Below are 17,505 nucleotides of genomic sequence, written 5' to 3' on the forward strand. Positions count from 1 at the left end.
CCTGCGGCACTTCCAGGCTGGAGACGACGCTCTTCAGGCGCTTGCGGTCGGTGGCCGTGGTGATTTTGCGGCTGATGCCGCCGCCGCGCGCCGTGTTCGGCATCAGCACGCCGTAGCGGCCGGCGAGGGAGAGGTAGGTGGTCAGGGCCGCGCCCTTGTTGCCGCGCTCTTCCTTGACGACCTGCACCAGCATGATCTGCCGGCGGCGGATCACTTCCTGGATCTTGTAGCGGCGCATCAGCCGGCGGCGACGGCGCGCCAGCTCTTCTTCCATGACGTCGTCTTCGTCGTCCGAACCGTTGAGGTCGACGTCGTCCTCGTCCTCGGGATTGCGGGCCTTGGGCTCGGGACGGTCGTCGTCGTGGTCCTCGGCTTCCTCGCGGAGCAGCGCTTCCCGGTCGGCGAGCGGGATCTGGTAGTAGTCGGGGTGGATTTCGTTGAAGGCCAGGAAGCCGTGGCGGTTGCCGCCGTACTCGACGAAGGCCGCCTGCAGCGACGGCTCAACGCGCGTCACCTTGGCGAGATAGATATTGCCTCGAAGCTGCTTTCGGTTCTGGCTCTCGAAATCGAACTCTTCAACGCGGTTTCCGTCGACGACCACCACACGCGTCTCTTCCGCGTGGGCTGCATCGATCAACATAGTCTTGGGCATTAGTCTCTCCGCGGCGCGCGGGGGCTACGTGGCCCGGGCGCTGCCTGCTTGTGGGAAGAGCGCGCGCGTAGACCGCCGACGCGCCGGAAACGGCGGTTCGGAAGGCCTTGGGGCCAAAGGTGGCTCGAGCTGCGCAGCTCATCGGGTGTGTTCCTAGGCGCATCCCGAAGGAGGCGGATCGGATGATGCGTCGCCACCGAATACTCGGTCGAAGCCGACGCTGGCTTGGTTTTGTCGCGTGGCGTTCGGGCCCGGATCGGGCGCACCGGCGTCGCGCGGCGCGACATTGCAACACCAGGCTTCAAAAGGAAAGCGCGCGCTCACGCTGACGTGGAAGCTGGCAAGACCTCGTTAACGCTTTGTCCACGGGGCCCGCGCCTATATGGGTGACCGGTTCGCGTTGTGCGAATCTCCGTGTTTTCGGGGCTTTAGCATGTTGGGGCGGCTCAAGTCGGCGTTGGCGAGCAGAAGGGGACGCGCGGTCGCGGCCTCTTGCGCCGTCATGATCGGCCTCGCCGCCTTCGCGGTGGGGCACGCCGCCACCGAGACCGCAGGCCTCATCAAGGTGCGGATGGGCGGCGATTCCGCCGAGACCCGCCTCGTCATCGAACTGGACGGCGCGACCAGCGCGCGGATCGTCTCGGACGGCGCGCTCGACCATCGCGTGGTGGTGATGTTGCCGAACGTCATCGCGGGACAGGCCCAGCAGGGCGCGGGCCGGGGCGTCGTGCGGGCCTGGACGGTCGATCAGGTCCAGGGCGGCGCGCGCCTGCAGCTCGATCTGGCGGGCGACGCCAGGCTGAAGCGCCGGTTCCTGCTGCCGCCGGCCGACGGCGTGGCCAACTACCGCTATGTGATCGACGTGGCCGCGAGCGCGCCGGCCGCCGTCAACGCCACCTCAACGACGGCGGTTCGCCCGCCGACCCAGATCCGCACCCAGTTCCTGCCGGTGAAGAAGCCGGCCATGCCCCTGAAGAAGGTGGTCGTGATCGACGCCGGCCACGGTGGCCGCGACATCGGCGCCTCGGGCGTCGCGGGCGTAGAGAAGGACGTCAACCTGGCCGCGGCCCTGTCGCTGGCGGACCAACTCGGCAAGACCGGTCGCTACAAGGTCGTGCTGACGCGCTCGACGGACGTCTATGTGCCGCTGGAGGACCGGGTCCGTGTCGCCCAGCGCGCGCGGGCCGACCTGTTCATCTCGCTGCACTCGGACTCCGCGCCCGAAACCACGCTGAAGGGCGCCAGCGTCTACACCCTGTCGGACAAGGCCTCGTCGCGCGCGGCGCGTTTCGTGAGCGCCGACGACTGGTTCATGAAGGCCAGCCTGACCGGTGACCAGGGCGTGCGGGACATCCTCTTCGACCTGACCCAGCGCGCGACACGCAACAGCTCGGCGGTCTTCGCCCAGACGCTTGTCTCGAACATCGAGGGCAAGGCGCCGATGCTGCGTCGCAGCCACAGGGACGCCGGCTTCATGGTGCTGCTGGCGCCCGACGTGCCGGCGGTGCTGCTGGAAATGGGCTTCGTCAACAACCCCGAAGACGAGTCGCGGCTGCGCGACCCGGCGGCCCGTCAGCGCCTGATGGGCGCTGTGGCCCGCGCCATCGATTCCCACTTCGGCGAGCAGATGAAGCTCGCGTCGCGCTGACGCAGACCCGGCGCGCGGGCGTTGGCGCCCGCCCCAACACAGGTTAGACGAGCCCGGGTGGAGCGCCCGCCCGGCCAGTCTCAGTTGAATCCGCCCCCCGTCGCCGGCGGGCCGCGGTGGCGCGGGCTGGGAATCGCCGGACTGGCGGCCCTGGGCCTGATCGCGCTCGGCGCGCTGGCGGTGGGTGTCTACGCCGCCTGGCTGTTCCACGACATGCCCGACGCCAGCGACTTGGTGGACTATCATCCGCCGACCGCGACGCGGGCCTATGCCTGGGACGGCACGCTGATCGGCGAGTTCTCGCGTGAGCGGCGGATCTTCGTTCCCTACGACGCGATCCCCGCCCAGACGGCGCAGGCGTTCCTGGCCGCCGAAGACCACAGCTTCTTCAAGCACGGCGGCGTGGACGTGGGCGGCTTCGCGCGCGCCCAGATGAAGAACGTCGTCAATCTGGCGCAGGGGCGCCGGCTGGAAGGCGGCTCGACGATCACCCAGCAGGTGGCCAAGAACATCCTGCTCTCGAACGAGCAGACGGTGGGCCGCAAGCTGAAGGAGGCGATCCTCGCCTCGCAGCTCGAGCAGACGCTCTCGAAGGAGCGGATCCTCGAGCTCTACATGAACGAAATCTGGCTGGGGTATCGCTCGTACGGCGTCGGCGCCGCCGCCTACAACTACTTCGGCAAGTCGGTGAGTGAGCTGACGCTGGCCGAGAGCGCCTACCTCGCCGCCCTGCCCAAGGGGCCCGACAACTACCATCCGATCCGGCGCAAGGCGCAGGCGATCGCCCGGCGCAACTGGGTGATCGACCAGATGGCCGACCTGGGCTGGATCACGCGCGAGGAGGCGAAGAAGGCCATGGCCGAGGACCTGGTGGTCCAGGCCGCGCCCACGCGCTCCCAGTACCGCGACGCCGACTACTTCGTGGAGGAGGTGCGCCGGATCGCCCTCGACATGAAGGAGCTGGGCGACGACCGCCTGAACGCCGGCGGCTACTACATGCGCACGACGCTGGACCCACAGCTCCAGAGCGCCGCCAAGCAGGCCCTGATGACGGGGTTGGAGACCTACGATCGCCGCCACGGCTGGCGCGGCGCTTTCGGCCACGTCACTACCCTGACCGGCTGGCAGGAAGTCGCGCGCAAGACCGTCAAGCCGCGCGAGCGCCAGGACTGGAAGCGGGCCGTGGTGACCGGCGCCAGCGGCGGTTCGGTGACCGTGCAGACGATCGACGGCGCCACCGGCAGCCTCGCCGGCCAGGACGTCTCCTGGGCGCGGGCGGGGAAGGGCATCGGCGCAGGCGATCTCGTCTTCGTCGAGCCCCCCAAGGACGGCGGCCCTTACCGCCTGAAGCAGGTGCCGGCGGTGAACGGCGCCCTGGTGGCCATGGAGCCCTATTCGGGACGCGTGGTGGCGATGGTCGGCGGGTATTCCTTCTCGCTGTCCAGCTTCAACCGGGCCACGCAGGCGCTGCGTCAGCCGGGTTCGTCGTTCAAGCCGATCGTCTACGCCACCGCGCTGGAGAGCGGCTACACGCCCGCCTCGACGGTGCTGGACGCGCCGATCACGCTGAAAGGCTACGGTGGCCAGGACTGGAGCCCGGAAAACTACAGCCGTGACTACTACGGCGCGCTGACGCTGCGCAAAGGCCTGGAGCTGTCGCGCAACACGATGACCGTGCGCCTCGCCCAGAGCGTCGGCATGGCCAAGATCGCCACCATGGCCGAGCGTCTGGGCGTGACCAAGAAGATGGACCGCGTGCTGGCCATGGCGCTAGGCGCGGGCGAGACGACGACCTATCGGATGGCCGCGGCCTACTCGACGTTCGTCAACGGCGGCAAGCTGGTGCAGCCGCACCTGATCGAGATGGTCGAGGACCGCAACGGCAAGGTCATCTGGCGCGCCGACCGTCGGCCCTGCGACCGCTGCGACGCCGGCTTCTTCGGCGACGCCGAGAGCCCGCGCATCGCGCGCACCGGCGACCAGGTGATGGATCCGATCACCGCCTACCAGATCACCTCCATGCTCGAGGGCGTGGTCCAGCGCGGTACGGCGACCCAGGCGCTGTCCGTCGGCAAGCCGCTGGGCGGCAAGACCGGCACGACGAACGACTATCGTTCGGCCTGGTTCATGGGCTTCTCGCCGAACCTGGTGGTGGGCGTCTACATCGGCTTCGACGACAACCGCAGCCTGGGCAACAACGAGACGGGCTCGGTCGCCGCGGTGCCGATCTTCGTGGACTTCATGACCCAGGCGCTGAAGGACAAGCCGCCCGTGCCGTTCAAGGCGCCCGCGAACGCCAAGTACGCCATGATCCGCGGCATCCGCGAGGCGTTCCGGCCCGGCACCGAACCGTCGGTGTCGAGCCAGGCCCTGGGGGCCGCCGGCACGCCCTCGGGTCCGCAACCCTACAATCAGGTCTTCCCGAACGGCCAGATTACGGGCGCGCCGAACGCCGCCGCCGCGGTCTCGCCGCAGGCGCCGCCTCCGAAGAAGAAGGACGACCTCAGCGACTTGTTCTGAGGCCCGGTGCGCGGTAGAGCCCGCGACCCCGAGCCCGACTTTCTTGGGCTCAAACCTTTTCGTTGGGGCGTGACGGCCGCCGAACCGGCTCCCGCTTGGGACTGTCACGCTCCGGATTTTTGGGAGTCTCTCCATGAGAGCGGATGTCGAGGCCGCCAAGGCCGACATCGAGCAGTCGATCGAACTGCTCAGGAGGCGTCTTTGACTGGGAACCTGCTCTCCGCAAGCTCGACGAACTGAACGCGCGGGTCGAAGACCCGACGCTGTGGGACAAGCCTGACGAGGCCCAGGCGGTCAGTCGCGAGCGCTCGCGACTGTCGGCGCAGGTCGAAGGCGTGCAATCGCTGGAGCGCGACCTGGCCGACGCCCTGGGGTACGCCGAGATGGCCGACGAGGAGGGCGACGAAGCCAGCCTCGAGGAAGCCCGCGCCCAACTGAAGGCGATCAAGGAACGCGCCGGCCGCGCCGAGCTTGAGGCGCTACTGTCGGGCGAGGCCGACGGCAACGACGCCTATGTGGAAATCAACTCCGGCGCCGGCGGCACCGAGTCCAACGACTGGGCCGGCATGCTGCTGCGCATGTACTCCCGCTGGGCCAACGCCCACGGGATGGAGGTCGATTTCCTGGAAGAGACCTCGGGCGAACAGGCCGGCATCAAGTCGGCCACGCTGCAGGTGAAGGGGACCAACGCCTATGGCTGGCTGAAGACCGAGGCCGGGGTCCATCGCCTCGTGCGGATCTCGCCCTTCGACGCGGCCGCCAAACGGCACACCAGCTTCGCGTCGGTGTGGGTCTATCCGGTTGTCGACGACAACATCGAGATCGAGATCAATCCGTCCGACGTGCGCACCGACACGTACCGCGCCTCGGGGGCCGGCGGTCAGCACATCAACAAGACGGACTCGGCGGTTCGCCTCACGCACATTCCTACCGGGATCGCCGTGGCGTGCCAGACCCAGCGCTCGCAGCACCAGAACCGGGAGCAGGCGTGGAAGATGCTGCGCGCCCGGCTCTACGAGGTGGAACTGGAGAAACGCGAGGCGGCCCAGGCGGCGATCGAGGAGCAGAAGACCGACATCGGCTGGGGCCACCAGATCCGCAGCTACGTGCTGCAGCCGTACCAGATGGTGAAGGACCTGCGGACCGACGTGGAGACCTCCGACACGCAGGGCGTGCTGGACGGCGACCTGGACGAGTTCATGGGAGCCGCCCTGGCCCAGCGCGTGGGCGCGACCCGGGCCTGAGGCCTATTCGGCGGCGACGCTGAGGGACGCCGGCGCTTCCAGCGCGGGCGTCTCGGGCGAGATCAGCGCCAGGCTGCGGCCCTCGAAATGGGCGCCGGCCTCGATGGCGAGTTCGGTGTGGCTGATGTCGCCGTCGACGCGGGCGGTGGCCCATAGCTTGACCCGGCGCGCGCAGATGACGCCGGTGACGCGGCCCCTGACCTCGATGGCGTCGGCGTGGATCGCGCCCGTCACGCTGCCGCTCTCGCCGATGATCAGCAGGCCTACCCGAAGGTCGCCGTCGATGGCGCCATCCAGGTGGAGGTCGCCGGCGGTCTCGATGTCGCCCTTGATCCGGACGCCCTCGGCCACCAGCGAGGCGGCGGCGGGCTTGCGCGGGGCTTCGCCGCTTGCGGCGCCCTTAGTCTGCGGCTTGGAGAACATACTGCCCGGCCTTCAGGAAGCGGCCCGGGTTCTGGGCCCGACCATTGACCCATACCTCATAGTGCAGGTGCGTCCCAGTCGATCGGCCCGTGGAGCCCATGGACGCGATGCGCTGCCCAATCGCTACGCGCTGGCCCCGCTGCACGGAGAAGCCAGACAGGTGCGCATAGCGGGTCTTGAGACCCCGGCCGTGGTCGATCTCGACGACGTTACCGTAGCCCGAGCGCTGGCCGACGTAGGCGACGACCCCGGGGCCGGTCGAATAAATCGGCGTGGCATAGCCGCCGCTGAAGTCTAGGCCGGAATGGTAGGCCGGTCGGCGCGTGAAGGGGTCGAAGCGCACGCCGAAGCCGCTGGTCTGCTGGGTGTTCGACGTGGGCCGCGCGAGGGGCAGATCGTTGGCCGCCGCGGCCAGCGCCTTGGCTTCGGACAGGTCCCGGGCCGCGCGCTGGATGCGCACCGCGAAATCGTCGTCCACGTCGAGCACGGCGGCCAGCGCGCGCGGGTCCTTCGACTCGATCAGCGGGCCGCCCAGCGAGCCGGCGCCGTCGGAGAAGGACGACGGCGACAGGCCGGCCATGCGGAAGGCCAGCCGCAGCCGGTCGGCGCGGCTCTTGGCGAAACTGTCCGCGGCCTCCAGCAACTGTTCCTGGCCGATCCGGACCATTTCGACCCGGCGCACCGGGCTGGCGTCCTGGCCTGCCAGCGCACGATTGATCGCCGGCGTGAGCGCTTCGGCGGCGCCAGGCGCGCCCTTCACGTCCGTCAGCAACAGGGCGAGGGCCGCGTGGCGCTTCTCGATCGAGGCGGCGGCGTCGGCGCCGGAACTGCCCGCGGCGTTGAGGCGGGCCATCGCGCTGTCGAGGCGGGCCTGGCGGTCGGCGACATAGCGCTCCGACTGCGCCTTCAGCTTGGCGATCTCGCGGTCGGCGGACGAGGCGGAGAGCAGGTTCACCAGCATGGCGGCGGTGCACACGCCCATCCACAGCGCGCCGCCGGCGACTGCGCCGGCGATGATGAGCTGCTTTCGCGTGGTGAGGACGAAAGCCTTCATGGCCCCGCCCGAGCGCACGTAGAGGTGCCGTTCCGGAAACAGCTCCACAAGCGAACGGGCAATTTTCGCCAGACGTTGCATGCGTTCCGGAAGTCCCCAACCTTTCGGAGTTCGCGATATGCGACGACTTTTTTGCGACGCGCAAGGCGTTCGCGGCAGGATCGTCCGCCACGCGTGGCCTTGCCGCGAAACCCGCATCGTTAATCGGCGAGTCGGCGCGCTTTCACAGAACGCGGTCTGTGAAACCTGAGCGGGTTCAGAGCGCCTTGGCGGCGTCCAGCACCTGCTGGGCGTGGCCGGGGACTTTCACCTTGCGCCAGATTTTCGCCAGCTTGCCGTCCTTGATGAGGAAGGTGGAGCGGTCGATGCCCATGTACTGCCGGCCGTAGAGCGTCTTCTCCACCCACGAACCGTAGCGGGCGATGACGTCGCCCTCGGGGTCGGAGCCGAGCGGGATGGCCAGGTCGTATTTGGCCGCGAACTTGCGGTGCTTGGCGACGGTGTCCTTAGAGACACCGATCACGGCGACGCCGGCCTTCTTGAATTCCCCGGCCAGCGCCGTGAAGTCCTGGGCCTCGCGCGTGCACCCCGCCGTGTCGTCCTTGGGATAGAAATAGAGGACGACCGCCTTCCCGGCGAAGTCGGCCAGCTTCACGCGGCCGTCGGCGGTCTCGAGATCGAAGTCCGGCGCGACGGCGCCTTCGATTACATCAGCCATTCGAAGTCTCTCCGGTATCGCCCCGCCAGCCAGGCGCCGACGGGGCGACGGTTGATTAGACGGGCTTCACCAACACGATCTTCTTCTTGCCGGCCGACAGCTTCACGACGCCGTCCACCAGTTCGGACGAGGTCACGAGCCGGTTGGCGTCGGTCTCCGCCTTGTCGTTGACCCGCAGGCCGCCGCCCTGGGCCAGGCGGCGCGCCTCGCCCTTGGAGCCGGCCAGGCCCGCGGCGACCGCCAGGTCAGCGAGTTGGACGCCCGCGTCGAGCTCGGCCTTGGCCACCTCGTGGGTCGGCATGTCGCCCGAGACGCCGCCCTGCTCGAAGGCGGTCTGGGCGGCGGCGGCGGCGCGCTGGGCCTCGGCCTCGCCGTGCAGCATGCGCGTGGCCTCGGTGGCGAGCACCTTCTTGGCCTCGTTGATCTCGGCTCCCGGCAGGCTCTCCAGCCGCGCCACTTCGTCGAGGGTCAGGTCGGTGAACAGGCGCAGGAACCTGCCCACGTCGGCGTCGTCGGCGTTCCGCCAGAACTGCCAGTAGTCGTAAGGGCTCAGCATGTCGGCGTTCAGCCACATGGCGCCGGCGGCGGTCTTGCCCATCTTTGCGCCCGAGGCCGTGGTGAGCAGCGGCGTGGTCAGGGCGAACGCCGCCTTCTGGTCCATCCGCCGGACCAGCTCGACCCCATTTATGATGTTGCCCCACTGGTCCGAGCCGCCCATCTGGAGCTGGACGCCACGGTTGCGGTTCAGGTGCAGGAAGTCGACCGCCTGCATCAGCATGTAGTTGAACTCGAGGAAGGTCAGCGGCTGCTCTCGCTCCAGCCGGAGCTTGACGGAGTCGAACGTGAGCATGCGGTTGACGGTGAAGTGCGGACCGTACTCACGCAGGAACTCGATGTAGCCGAGCTTCGAAAGCCAGTCGTCGTTGTTGACCATCACCGCATCGGTGGGGCCGTCGCCGAAGGTCAGGAACTTCTCGAAGACCGTTCGGATGCTGGCGATGTTGGCGTCGATGTCGGCCTCGGTCAGCAGCTTGCGGCTCTCGTCCTTGCCCGAGGGGTCGCCCACCTTAGTCGTACCGCCGCCCATGAGCACGACCGGCTTGTGGCCCGTCTGCTGCAGGCGGCGCAGCATCATGATCGAGATCAGGTTGCCGATATGCAGGCTTGGCGCGGTGGCGTCGAAGCCGACGTAGGCGGTCACGATCCCACCCGCTGCGGCCGCGTCCAGTTCTTCCGGGTGGCTGATCTGGTGGATGTAGCCGCGGGCCTGCATCACGCGCAGGAATTCGGACTTGAAGGCGGCGTCGGTCATCGGCGGCTGGATCTCGTGAGCAGGACTGTCGTGGCTTCGCTGGCCGCGCTCTAGCACGTCGGCGGAGAGGATTTCGAGGGACATGGCAGGCTCCTTGGATCGAGAGGAGGCCGGCGTCTTCGAGGAATGTCGGGATGCGCCGGCCGGGAAGGGCAGGCGCGTGGGATCGGTCGCCTGCTAGTAGGGCAGGCGGTAATAGCGGCCGGTGTTGGCGGCGGGACCGATCATGGCGGGCTAGCTACCCGGCGCGGGTCATGGCAGTCAACGGTCATGCTCGTGCTGGGATTCATGACCGGGACTTCGCTGGACGCCGTCGACATGGCGATCCTGGAGACCGACGGCGAGGCGATCCAGGCTTTTGGGCCGGCTGGCGAACGCAAGCTGAGCGACGCCACCCGCAACGTCCTCCTCGAAGCCACGCAACAGGCGCTGCAGTGGGAACGGGGTGCGCCGGAGCCGGCGCTGTTCCGCCACGCGGCCGAGATGGTCGCCGAGGAGCATCATGCCGCGGCGGAGGCGTTCCTGCACGATGCAGGCGTGTCCTGGCCTGACCTGGACCTCATCGGCATGCACGGCCAGACAGTGTTGCACGAGCGGCCTAAGGACGGCGTTCCGGGCCGAACCGTGCAGCTTGGGGATGCGCAGATGCTGGCGCGGCTGAGCGGACGGCCGGTAGCGTACGATTTCCGCACGGCCGACGTCGCGGCAGGCGGGGAGGGCGCGCCGCTGGCGCCGATCTACCACCTGGCGCGGGCCAGGGCCTCGGGGCTGCAGGCGCCGCTGGCGGTGCTGAACGTGGGCGGGGTGGCCAACGTCACCTTCTGGACCGGCGGCGACGACATCGCCGCCTTCGATACCGGCCCCGGCAACGGAATGATCGACCTGCTGGTGCAGGCCCGCGGGGCCGGGCGCTATGACGCCGGCGGCAAGTACGCGAGTGTCGGCCGCGTCGATGAAGGCGTGGTTCGGGCGCTGCTGGCCCACCCATACTTCCAGGCGCCGCCGCCGAAATCGCTGGATCGTTTCGACTTCTCGCTGGACCCGCTCGAGCCTCTGCAGCTCGAGGACGCGGCCGCGACCCTCGTCGCCTTCACCGCCGAAGCCGTGAAGGCGGGGTTCGACATGATGGGCGCGGCCCCCACCGAGGTGATCGTCTGCGGCGGCGGCCGGCACAACCCGGAGATCATGAAGGCCCTGGCCGAGCGCCTGCCGATGCCGGTGAAGACGGCCGAGGACCATGGCTGGCGCGGAGACTCTATCGAGGCCGAGGCCTTCGCCTACCTGGCCGCGCGTGCGTTCCGCGGCCTGCCGATCTCGTTCCCGAAGACCACGGGCGTTCCTGCTCCGATGACCGGAGGACGCATCGTCCGGCCCTGACGCCACGTCGCGCTTGCCATTCAAACGCCCGTTCGGCACGCTGAACGCTGATAACGAAGGCGGAGGAAGACGATGGCGGCGGACGACCTGGGCTTCGACCCGAATGCGCTTCGCGACAAGTACCGGGCCGAGCGGGATCGCCGCATCCGGACCGACGGCTCCGAGCAGTACGTCGAGATCGCCGGACAGTTCGCCCACTATCTCGAGGACCCTTACGTCCAGCCCATCGAGCGCGCGCCGCTGAGCGACGACGTCGAGGTCGTGGTGATCGGCGGCGGCTTTGGCGGCTTGCTGGCCGGCGCGCGCCTGCGTGAGGCTGGCGTCGAGGATATCCGGCTGATCGAGAAGGGCGGCGACTTCGGCGGCACCTGGTACTGGAACCGCTATCCCGGCGCGGCCTGCGACATCGAGAGCTACATCTACCTGCCGCTGCTGGAGGAGGTCGGCTACATGCCGGCCGAGAAGTACAGCCGCGCGCCGGAAATCCTGCGCCACAGCCGGGCGATCGGCGAGAAGTTCGACCTCTACAAGGGCGCCTTGTTCCAGACCGAAGTCACCGAGCTGCGCTGGGACGAGGACTTGTCACGCTGGATTGTGAAGACCAACCGCGGCGACGCCCTCAAGGCCCGCTTCGTGGTGATGGCGAACGGTCCGCTGCATCGTCCGAAGCTGCCGGGCATCCCCGGCGTCGAGGGTTTCAAGGGGCACAGCTTCCACACCAGCCGCTGGGACTACGCCTATACGGGCGGCGACTCCAACGGCGGCCTGGTCAATCTCAAGGACAAGCGCGTCGGCATCATCGGCACGGGCGCCACGGCGGTGCAGTGCATCCCGCACCTGGGCGAATGGGCGAAGGAACTCTACGTCTTCCAGCGCACGCCATCGTCCATCGACGTACGCAACAACCGCCCGACCGACCCCGACTGGGCCGCGAGCCTGCAGCCCGGCTGGCAGCAGGAGCGGATGGATAACTTCAACGTCCTCGTCTCCGGCGGCTTCGCGGACAAGGACTTGGTCAACGACGGCTGGACCGACATCATCGGGAACATCCTGCTGCTCGCCCGCCGCAAGGCGGAAGCCGGCGAGAAGGTGGAGAACCCCGCCGAGCTGATGCAGCTCGCCGACTTCAAGAAGATGGAGCAGGTCCGCGCCCGCGTGGACAGCGTGGTCCGGGACCCGAAGGACGCCGAGGCGCTGAAGCCCTGGTACAACCAGTTCTGCAAGCGACCGTGCTTCCACGACGAATACCTGCCCACGTTCAACCGTGAGAACGTCCACCTGATCGACACCGACGGGCGCGGCGTCGAGCGCATCACCGAGAACGCGGTGGTCGTTGACGGCAAGGCCTACGAGGTCGACTGCCTGATCTACGCCACCGGCTTCGAGGTCGGCACCGACTACACACGCCGGTCCGGCTACGAGCTCTATGGGCGGGGCGGGCAGACCCTGACGCAGAAGTGGAAGGACGGCGCCGAAACCCTGCACGGGGTGCTCAGTCGCGGCTTCCCGAACTGCTTCATCGTCTCGAACGTGCAGTCGGGCTTCAGCGCCAACTTCCCGCACATGATCAACGAGCAGACGAAGCACATCGCCTATCTCGTTAAGAGCGCGCAGGAGCGCCAGGCGCGGACCGTGGAGCCGTCCCAAGACGCCGAGCAGGCGTGGGTGGACACTATCGTGAAGCTGGCGGTTATGCGCGAGGCGTTCCTGAAGGAATGCACGCCCGGCTACTACAACAATGAAGGGAAGCCCGAGGCTATGACCGTCAAGAACGGGTCGTACGGCGCCGGGCCGGTCGCCTTCACGAAGGTGCTGGAGGACTGGCGCGCGGAGGGCTCGCTGAAGGGACTGGAACTCACCCCCTAGGCCTGCTGAACAGTCTGCACGACAACTGCACATGAACCGGGCCGCCTGCGGACGGCGGCTCGGGCGCGGCATGACGAAGACGTCCTAGGAAGGTCTCCGCAACAGGGGACCTCCGCATGTCTGCGCGGCTTCCGACCTTCTGGATCAAGCTCGGCCTGGCGATGGCGCTGGTGGCCGCGGGTGACGTGCTGCTGTTCGAGGCCGAGGGCCTAGGGGCCAACCTCGGGCTGTTCGGGCTGGCGACGGTCCTGGCCGTGGCCCTGGCCTTGCCGGCGATCCGACTGTCGAAGCTCGCCAGCCTGGCGCTGGGCCTGGCCTCGTCGCTGGCCGTGCTGCAGATCGAGCGAGCGACGGTGGTTGGCTGGCTGGGCTTTCTGCTGGCCATGGGCGTGGCGGTGCTGGCGCCGCGCGCCGGGCGAGGGGACGACGGCTGGCGCTGGCTCCAGCGCCTGGTCGTCGCTGGCCTGAAGAGCATCGTCGGCCCGATCCAGGACCTCGCCGAAGTTCTGAAAGCGCGGGCCCGTAAGGGACCGGTCCGCATCGCCATCGCGCTGGTGGGCGCCGTCCTGCCGGTGGTGGGCGGCGCGGTCTTCCTCTCGCTGTTCGCGGCGGCCAATCCGGTGATCGGCCAGGCGTTCTCCGTTTTGAGCCTGCCGGAGCTGGACGTTGGGCGGATCGCCTTCTGGCTGGTCCTCTCTGTTCCGGTCTGGGCGCTGCTGCGGCCGCGCGGCGTGCGCCGGACGCTGGCGACCCCGGCCTTCGACCGGGCCCTCGACCTGCCGGGTGTCACCACGGCGTCGATCGCCGTGTCGCTGGCGGTCTTCAACGTGGTGTTCCTGCTGCAGAACGGCCTGGACCTGGTGTTCCTGTGGAGCGGCGCGGGACTCCCGAAGGGGGTCACCTTCGCCGACTACGCGCACCGCGGCGCCTATCCGCTGATCGCCACCGCGCTTCTGGCGGGTCTGTTCGTGCTTGTGTTCCTGCAGCCCGGTTCGCCGACGTCGCGAGATCGGAGCGTGCGGAACCTGGTGGTGATCTGGGTGGCGCAGAACCTGTTCCTGGTGGCGTCAACGGCCCTGCGCACCCTCGACTACATCGAGGCCTATTCCCTGACCCGCACCCGCATCGCCGCGCTACTCTGGATGGGGCTGGTGGCTGTCGGACTGGTGCTGATCTGCTGGCGCATGCTGCGTGGCAAGAGCTCGAGTTGGCTGATCAACACGAACCTGCTGGCCGCGGGCCTCGTCTTGGGCGGTTGCTGCGTTGTCGACCTGGGCGCCGTCGCAGCGGCCTGGAACGTGCGGCACGCGCGGGACGCGGGCGGCCAGGGTGTAGCGCTCGACCTCTGCTACATGCGCAGCCTCAAGGGCGCCGCGCTCGTATCTCTGGCGAAACTGGAGATGTCGGCGGTTCCGCCCGACTTCCAGGATCGCGTCCGCTACACGCGTCGCGTGATTCAAGCTGAGGTCGCGGATAAACAGGCGCACTGGCGGACATGGCGTTGGCGCGACGCGCGTCGGCTGCAGTGGACCTGGCTGACCACGTACGAGACGCCGCGTTGGCCGGACCGTCGCGGGCGAGACTGCAGCGGCCTCTACACGCCGCCGGCCGTTGCGAAGCCCGCCCCGCCATTGACGCCCACCCCGAACCCCGGAACATGACGCCCATGCCCCAGGTCCTCGTCGTCGACGACGATCCGCACATCCGCCAGCTCCTGGTCTTCGCGCTGGAGAAGGCCGGCCTCGCCGCGCGCGAAGCCGAAGACGGCGAGGCGGCGCTTGCGTCGGTGGCCCAGCAGCGGCCCGATCTGGTGGTGCTCGACATCAACATGCCCAAGCTGGACGGGCTGGAAGTGTGCCGCCGGCTGCGCGCGCAGGGCGACATCCCGATCCTGTTCCTCTCGTCCCGCGACGACGAGATCGACCGCATCCTGGGCATCGAGCTGGGCGCCGACGACTACGTCGTGAAGCCGTTCAGTCCCCGCGAGGTGACCGCGCGGGTGCAGGCGATCCTGCGTCGGGCCCGCGCCGCCGCGCCGCCGGCCGCCGATGCGACGATGGCGCACGGCAAGCTCAGCCTGGATCCGGAAAGCTGGATCGCGCGCTGGGACCAGACCGAGGCGGCGCTGACCGTCACCGAATTCGGCATCCTGCGCATCCTGTTGGGGGCGCCGACCCGCGTGTTCAGCCGTGACGCCATCATCGACCGCCTGCACGGACCCGGCTTCGCCATCACCGACCGCACTATCGACAGCCACGTGCGCAACCTGCGCGGCAAGTTCGCCGCCCTGGGCGGCCACGACGTCGTCGAGACGCGGGCGGGCGTCGGATACCGGCTCGGACCTTGCCTCGGTCAGGCGGCTTGATCGAGCGCATCAAGGATCTGGTCGCGCCGTACTGGCCGGCGCTGCGCCTACGTACGATCCTGCTGGGCGTGCTGCTGTTCGCTGCGGCGATGCCGGCGATCGGCGCGATCTCGCTGCGCGTCTATGAGAACACCCTGGTCCGGCAGACCGAGGCCGAACTGGTCGCCCAGGGGGCGGCCCTGGCGGCGGTGGGCAGTATCGGCTGGCCGGGCGCGCCGGCGCCTGCGCCCCGGCCTTTAAAGCCTCCCGAAGGCTACTTCCATCCCGAGTTCACCACGATCGACTTGAGTCGGGACGCCGTGCTGCCCGAGCGCCCGGCCCCGCCACAGGCGAGGCGGCCGATGGAGCGCGATGCGGTGCGAGTGGCCGCCGAGCTGGAGCCGATCGTCGAGCGTACGACGCGCACGACCCTGGCTTCGGCCGTGATCCTGGACCGGCGGGGCGTTTCACCCGAGGGCGAGGACTACTCTGGCCTGCCCGAGGTGCGCGCCGCCCTGTCCGGGCGTCCGCGCACGGTGCTCCGCGAGAATGGCGACTACCGGCCGATCTATCGCTTCGAGTGGCTCAGCAAGGCGTCCGGCATCCGCCTCCATCACGCGCGGCCGATCGTCGTCGGCGGCAAGGTGGAAGGTGTCGTCCTGCTCTCGCGCTCGCCGCGGGCCCTGTTCCGCGGCCTCTACGAGGACCGGGGCAAGTTCGCGCTGGCAGGGGCGGTGATCCTGGGCCTGCTGGTCCTGTTGTCGGGACTCATCGCCCGCGGCGTGACCCTGCCGATCGAGCGGCTGAGCGCGGCCTCACGCCAGGTCGCGGGTGGCGGCGGGGAAATTCCCCGCACGCCGCGAACCGCGGCGGTGGAGATCCGGGACCTCTACGAGGACTTCCGGGCGATGGCCGAGGCGATCGAACGCCGCAGCGGCTATCTGCGGGACTTCGCCGCTGCGGTCAGCCATGAGTTCAAGACCCCGCTCGCGGGCATCACCGGCGCGGTCGAGCTGCTGCAGGACCACTTCGAGACCATGTCGCCGGCGGAACGCCGGCGGTTCCTGGACAACATCGCGGGCGACTCGGACCGGCTGTCCCAGCTCGTCACGCGGCTGCTCGACCTGGCGCGGGCGGACATGGCGACGCCCGAGGCCGGGGCGGCCACGGACCTGAGCGAACCCGCGCGGCGGGCGGCCGACGCGGCCGGCTTCCCGGTGGAGGTGGACGTTCCGCGCGATGTGCCGCCGGTCGGAGCGCCTCTCACGACGTTGGAGAGCGTCCTGACCATCCTTCTCCAGAACGCCCGGCAGGCGGGCGCCACGCGCGCCCGTGTGGAAGCTACGCCGGGTGTCGAAGAGGTGGTGTTGACCGTGAGCGACGACGGTCCCGGCGTGCCCGAGGCCGACCGCGAGCGGCTGTTTGAGCCGTTCTTCACCAGTCGCCGGGCGGAGGGTGGCACGGGGCTCGGGCTGCCCATCGCGCGATCGCTGCTGGCCGCGAGCCAGGGACGAATAGAGCTGGTCGCCGCCGGCAAGGGCGCGGCGTTCCGGGTGACGCTGCCGCGCGCCGACTGACATCTGCACGGAATCTCCACACGCGGCGACGGCCGGTCTGCAAGCCGGCTCGGCATCTTTCGACCATGGACGAGCCCACAACCCCCACGTCCGGCGGTCTCTCCCTCTCCCCCGGGACCGTCGCAGCGGCTTCTTCCTGGCGGCCGGCCAGCGCCGACGTTGCGCTGTTCCGGGGACTCGACCTCGATCGCAGCACGGCGCGACGGTCGGCCGCCTTTGTCGCCCACGTGGCGGGCGCGCTAGAGCGTACTCAGCGGCGCTGGTTCTAGCTGAGGGTGACGTACAGCTCGCTCTCGATCGCCCACTGGCCGGTGACCTTGCGCCAGACGGCCAGGTAGGTCCCGGACATCTCGCGATCGCGCCAGACGCCTGTCCAGCGCCCGTGCTCGGCGGCGCGGGCGCCGTCACGGTCCAGCGCCACGGCCTCGGTCTCGCGCACATACGTCTTGAAGGCGGGGTCCGCGAACTGCGCCGCGAACGCTGCGACGACCTGCTCGGCGCCCAGGATCAGGTCGCCGTCGCCGACGATCAGCTTCACGTCGGGCAGGAAGAAGGGCTTCAGCCGCGCCGCCTCGTGGCCCGCGATCAGCTTGTTGGTCAACTTCCGCCGCGCGCGGATGGCGTCCTCCGGCGCGGTGGCCATGGTCAGGCCGGGTTGGCGGCCAGGCGCTTGTCGAGGTAGGCGCCTACCCGGCTTTCAACGTCGGGCAGGTTCTCCATCCAGAAGTGGCTGGCGCCCTCGACCACGTCGTAGTCGATCACGATGCCCT

At 69.0% G+C, this 17,505-nt stretch carries 14 protein-coding genes and 1 pseudogene; 8 read left to right on the forward strand and 7 right to left on the reverse strand.

The annotated features are described in order from the left end of the window. Positions 1-652: ribonuclease E/G (locus tag Q0L11_RS22590; RefSeq protein WP_296600309.1), on the reverse strand; the 652-nt coding region annotated here is incomplete at its 3' end. A gap of 502 nt (positions 653-1,154) precedes the next feature. On the opposite strand from Q0L11_RS22590, the gene Q0L11_RS22595 reads away from it, so the two are divergent. The 3 genes from Q0L11_RS22595 to prfB all read left to right on the forward strand — a co-directional run bounded on the left by Q0L11_RS22595 (position 1,155) and on the right by prfB (position 6,064). Continuing rightward, positions 1,155-2,300 (forward strand): N-acetylmuramoyl-L-alanine amidase, encoded by a 1,146-nt coding sequence (locus Q0L11_RS22595; RefSeq protein WP_296600310.1) that lies wholly within the window; start codon positions 1,155-1,157, stop codon positions 2,298-2,300. Positions 2,301-2,384: 84 nt separating this feature from the next. After that, positions 2,385-4,820, forward strand: a complete 2,436-nt coding sequence (locus Q0L11_RS22600; protein WP_296600311.1) for a penicillin-binding protein 1A — start codon at positions 2,385-2,387, stop codon at positions 4,818-4,820. A gap of 133 nt (positions 4,821-4,953) precedes the next feature. Further along, positions 4,954-6,064 (forward strand): peptide chain release factor 2 gene (gene prfB / locus Q0L11_RS22605; RefSeq protein WP_296600313.1). Its coding sequence is split into 2 segments (ribosomal slippage): positions 4,954-5,022 and positions 5,024-6,064, totalling 1,110 coding nucleotides; the frame shifts between segments, so codons are not numbered across the junction. A gap of 3 nt (positions 6,065-6,067) precedes the next feature. Here the strand turns inward: prfB and Q0L11_RS22610 are convergent. The 4 genes from Q0L11_RS22610 to tyrS all read right to left on the reverse strand — a co-directional run bounded on the left by Q0L11_RS22610 (position 6,068) and on the right by tyrS (position 9,571). After that, positions 6,068-6,487: a polymer-forming cytoskeletal protein gene (locus Q0L11_RS22610; RefSeq protein WP_296600314.1), complete on the reverse strand. Its 420-nt coding sequence runs from the start codon at positions 6,485-6,487 to the stop codon at positions 6,068-6,070. Next, on the reverse strand, positions 6,465-7,622 hold the full coding sequence (locus Q0L11_RS22615) for a M23 family metallopeptidase (protein WP_296600316.1): 1,158 nt from the start codon (positions 7,620-7,622) through the stop codon (positions 6,465-6,467). Before Q0L11_RS22615 ends, Q0L11_RS22610 begins: the two co-directional genes overlap by 23 nt. A gap of 175 nt (positions 7,623-7,797) precedes the next feature. Then, on the reverse strand, positions 7,798-8,259 hold the full coding sequence (locus Q0L11_RS22620) for a peroxiredoxin (protein WP_296600318.1): 462 nt from the start codon (positions 8,257-8,259) through the stop codon (positions 7,798-7,800). A gap of 55 nt (positions 8,260-8,314) precedes the next feature. After that, positions 8,315-9,571, reverse strand: a complete 1,257-nt coding sequence (gene tyrS, locus Q0L11_RS22625; protein ID WP_296600328.1) for a tyrosine--tRNA ligase — start codon at positions 9,569-9,571, stop codon at positions 8,315-8,317. A gap of 270 nt (positions 9,572-9,841) precedes the next feature. Here tyrS and Q0L11_RS22630 point away from each other — a divergent pair, with 270 nt between their 5' ends. The 5 genes from Q0L11_RS22630 to Q0L11_RS22650 all read left to right on the forward strand — a co-directional run bounded on the left by Q0L11_RS22630 (position 9,842) and on the right by Q0L11_RS22650 (position 16,735). Then, positions 9,842-10,948, forward strand: a complete 1,107-nt coding sequence (locus Q0L11_RS22630) for an anhydro-N-acetylmuramic acid kinase (protein ID WP_296600320.1) — start codon at positions 9,842-9,844, stop codon at positions 10,946-10,948. Positions 10,949-11,020: 72 nt separating this feature from the next. Beyond that, positions 11,021-12,814, forward strand: a complete 1,794-nt coding sequence (locus Q0L11_RS22635; protein WP_296600321.1) for an NAD(P)/FAD-dependent oxidoreductase — start codon at positions 11,021-11,023, stop codon at positions 12,812-12,814. Between the two features lie 116 nt (positions 12,815-12,930). Then, positions 12,931-14,475, forward strand: a complete 1,545-nt coding sequence (locus tag Q0L11_RS22640; protein ID WP_296600323.1) for a DUF4153 domain-containing protein — start codon at positions 12,931-12,933, stop codon at positions 14,473-14,475. 5 nt (positions 14,476-14,480) lie between these two features. Further along, positions 14,481-15,179: a response regulator transcription factor gene (locus Q0L11_RS22645; RefSeq protein WP_296600324.1), complete on the forward strand. Its 699-nt coding sequence runs from the start codon at positions 14,481-14,483 to the stop codon at positions 15,177-15,179. After that, complete coding sequence (locus tag Q0L11_RS22650; RefSeq protein ID WP_296600325.1) at positions 15,176-16,735, forward strand: HAMP domain-containing sensor histidine kinase; 1,560 nt, start codon at positions 15,176-15,178, stop codon at positions 16,733-16,735. Before Q0L11_RS22645 ends, Q0L11_RS22650 begins: the two co-directional genes overlap by 4 nt. Positions 16,736-17,000: 265 nt before the next feature. Here the strand turns inward: Q0L11_RS22650 and Q0L11_RS22655 are convergent, their stop codons facing one another. Continuing rightward, complete coding sequence (locus Q0L11_RS22655) at positions 17,001-17,378, reverse strand: DUF4440 domain-containing protein (protein WP_296600327.1); 378 nt, start codon at positions 17,376-17,378, stop codon at positions 17,001-17,003. A gap of 2 nt (positions 17,379-17,380) precedes the next feature. Then, positions 17,381-17,505 (reverse strand): annotated as a pseudogene (locus tag Q0L11_RS22660) (alpha/beta hydrolase); the annotation flags it as partial.

The organism is Phenylobacterium sp., from assembly GCF_024508875.1.
Taxonomy (GTDB): Bacteria; Pseudomonadota; Alphaproteobacteria; order Caulobacterales; family Caulobacteraceae; genus Phenylobacterium.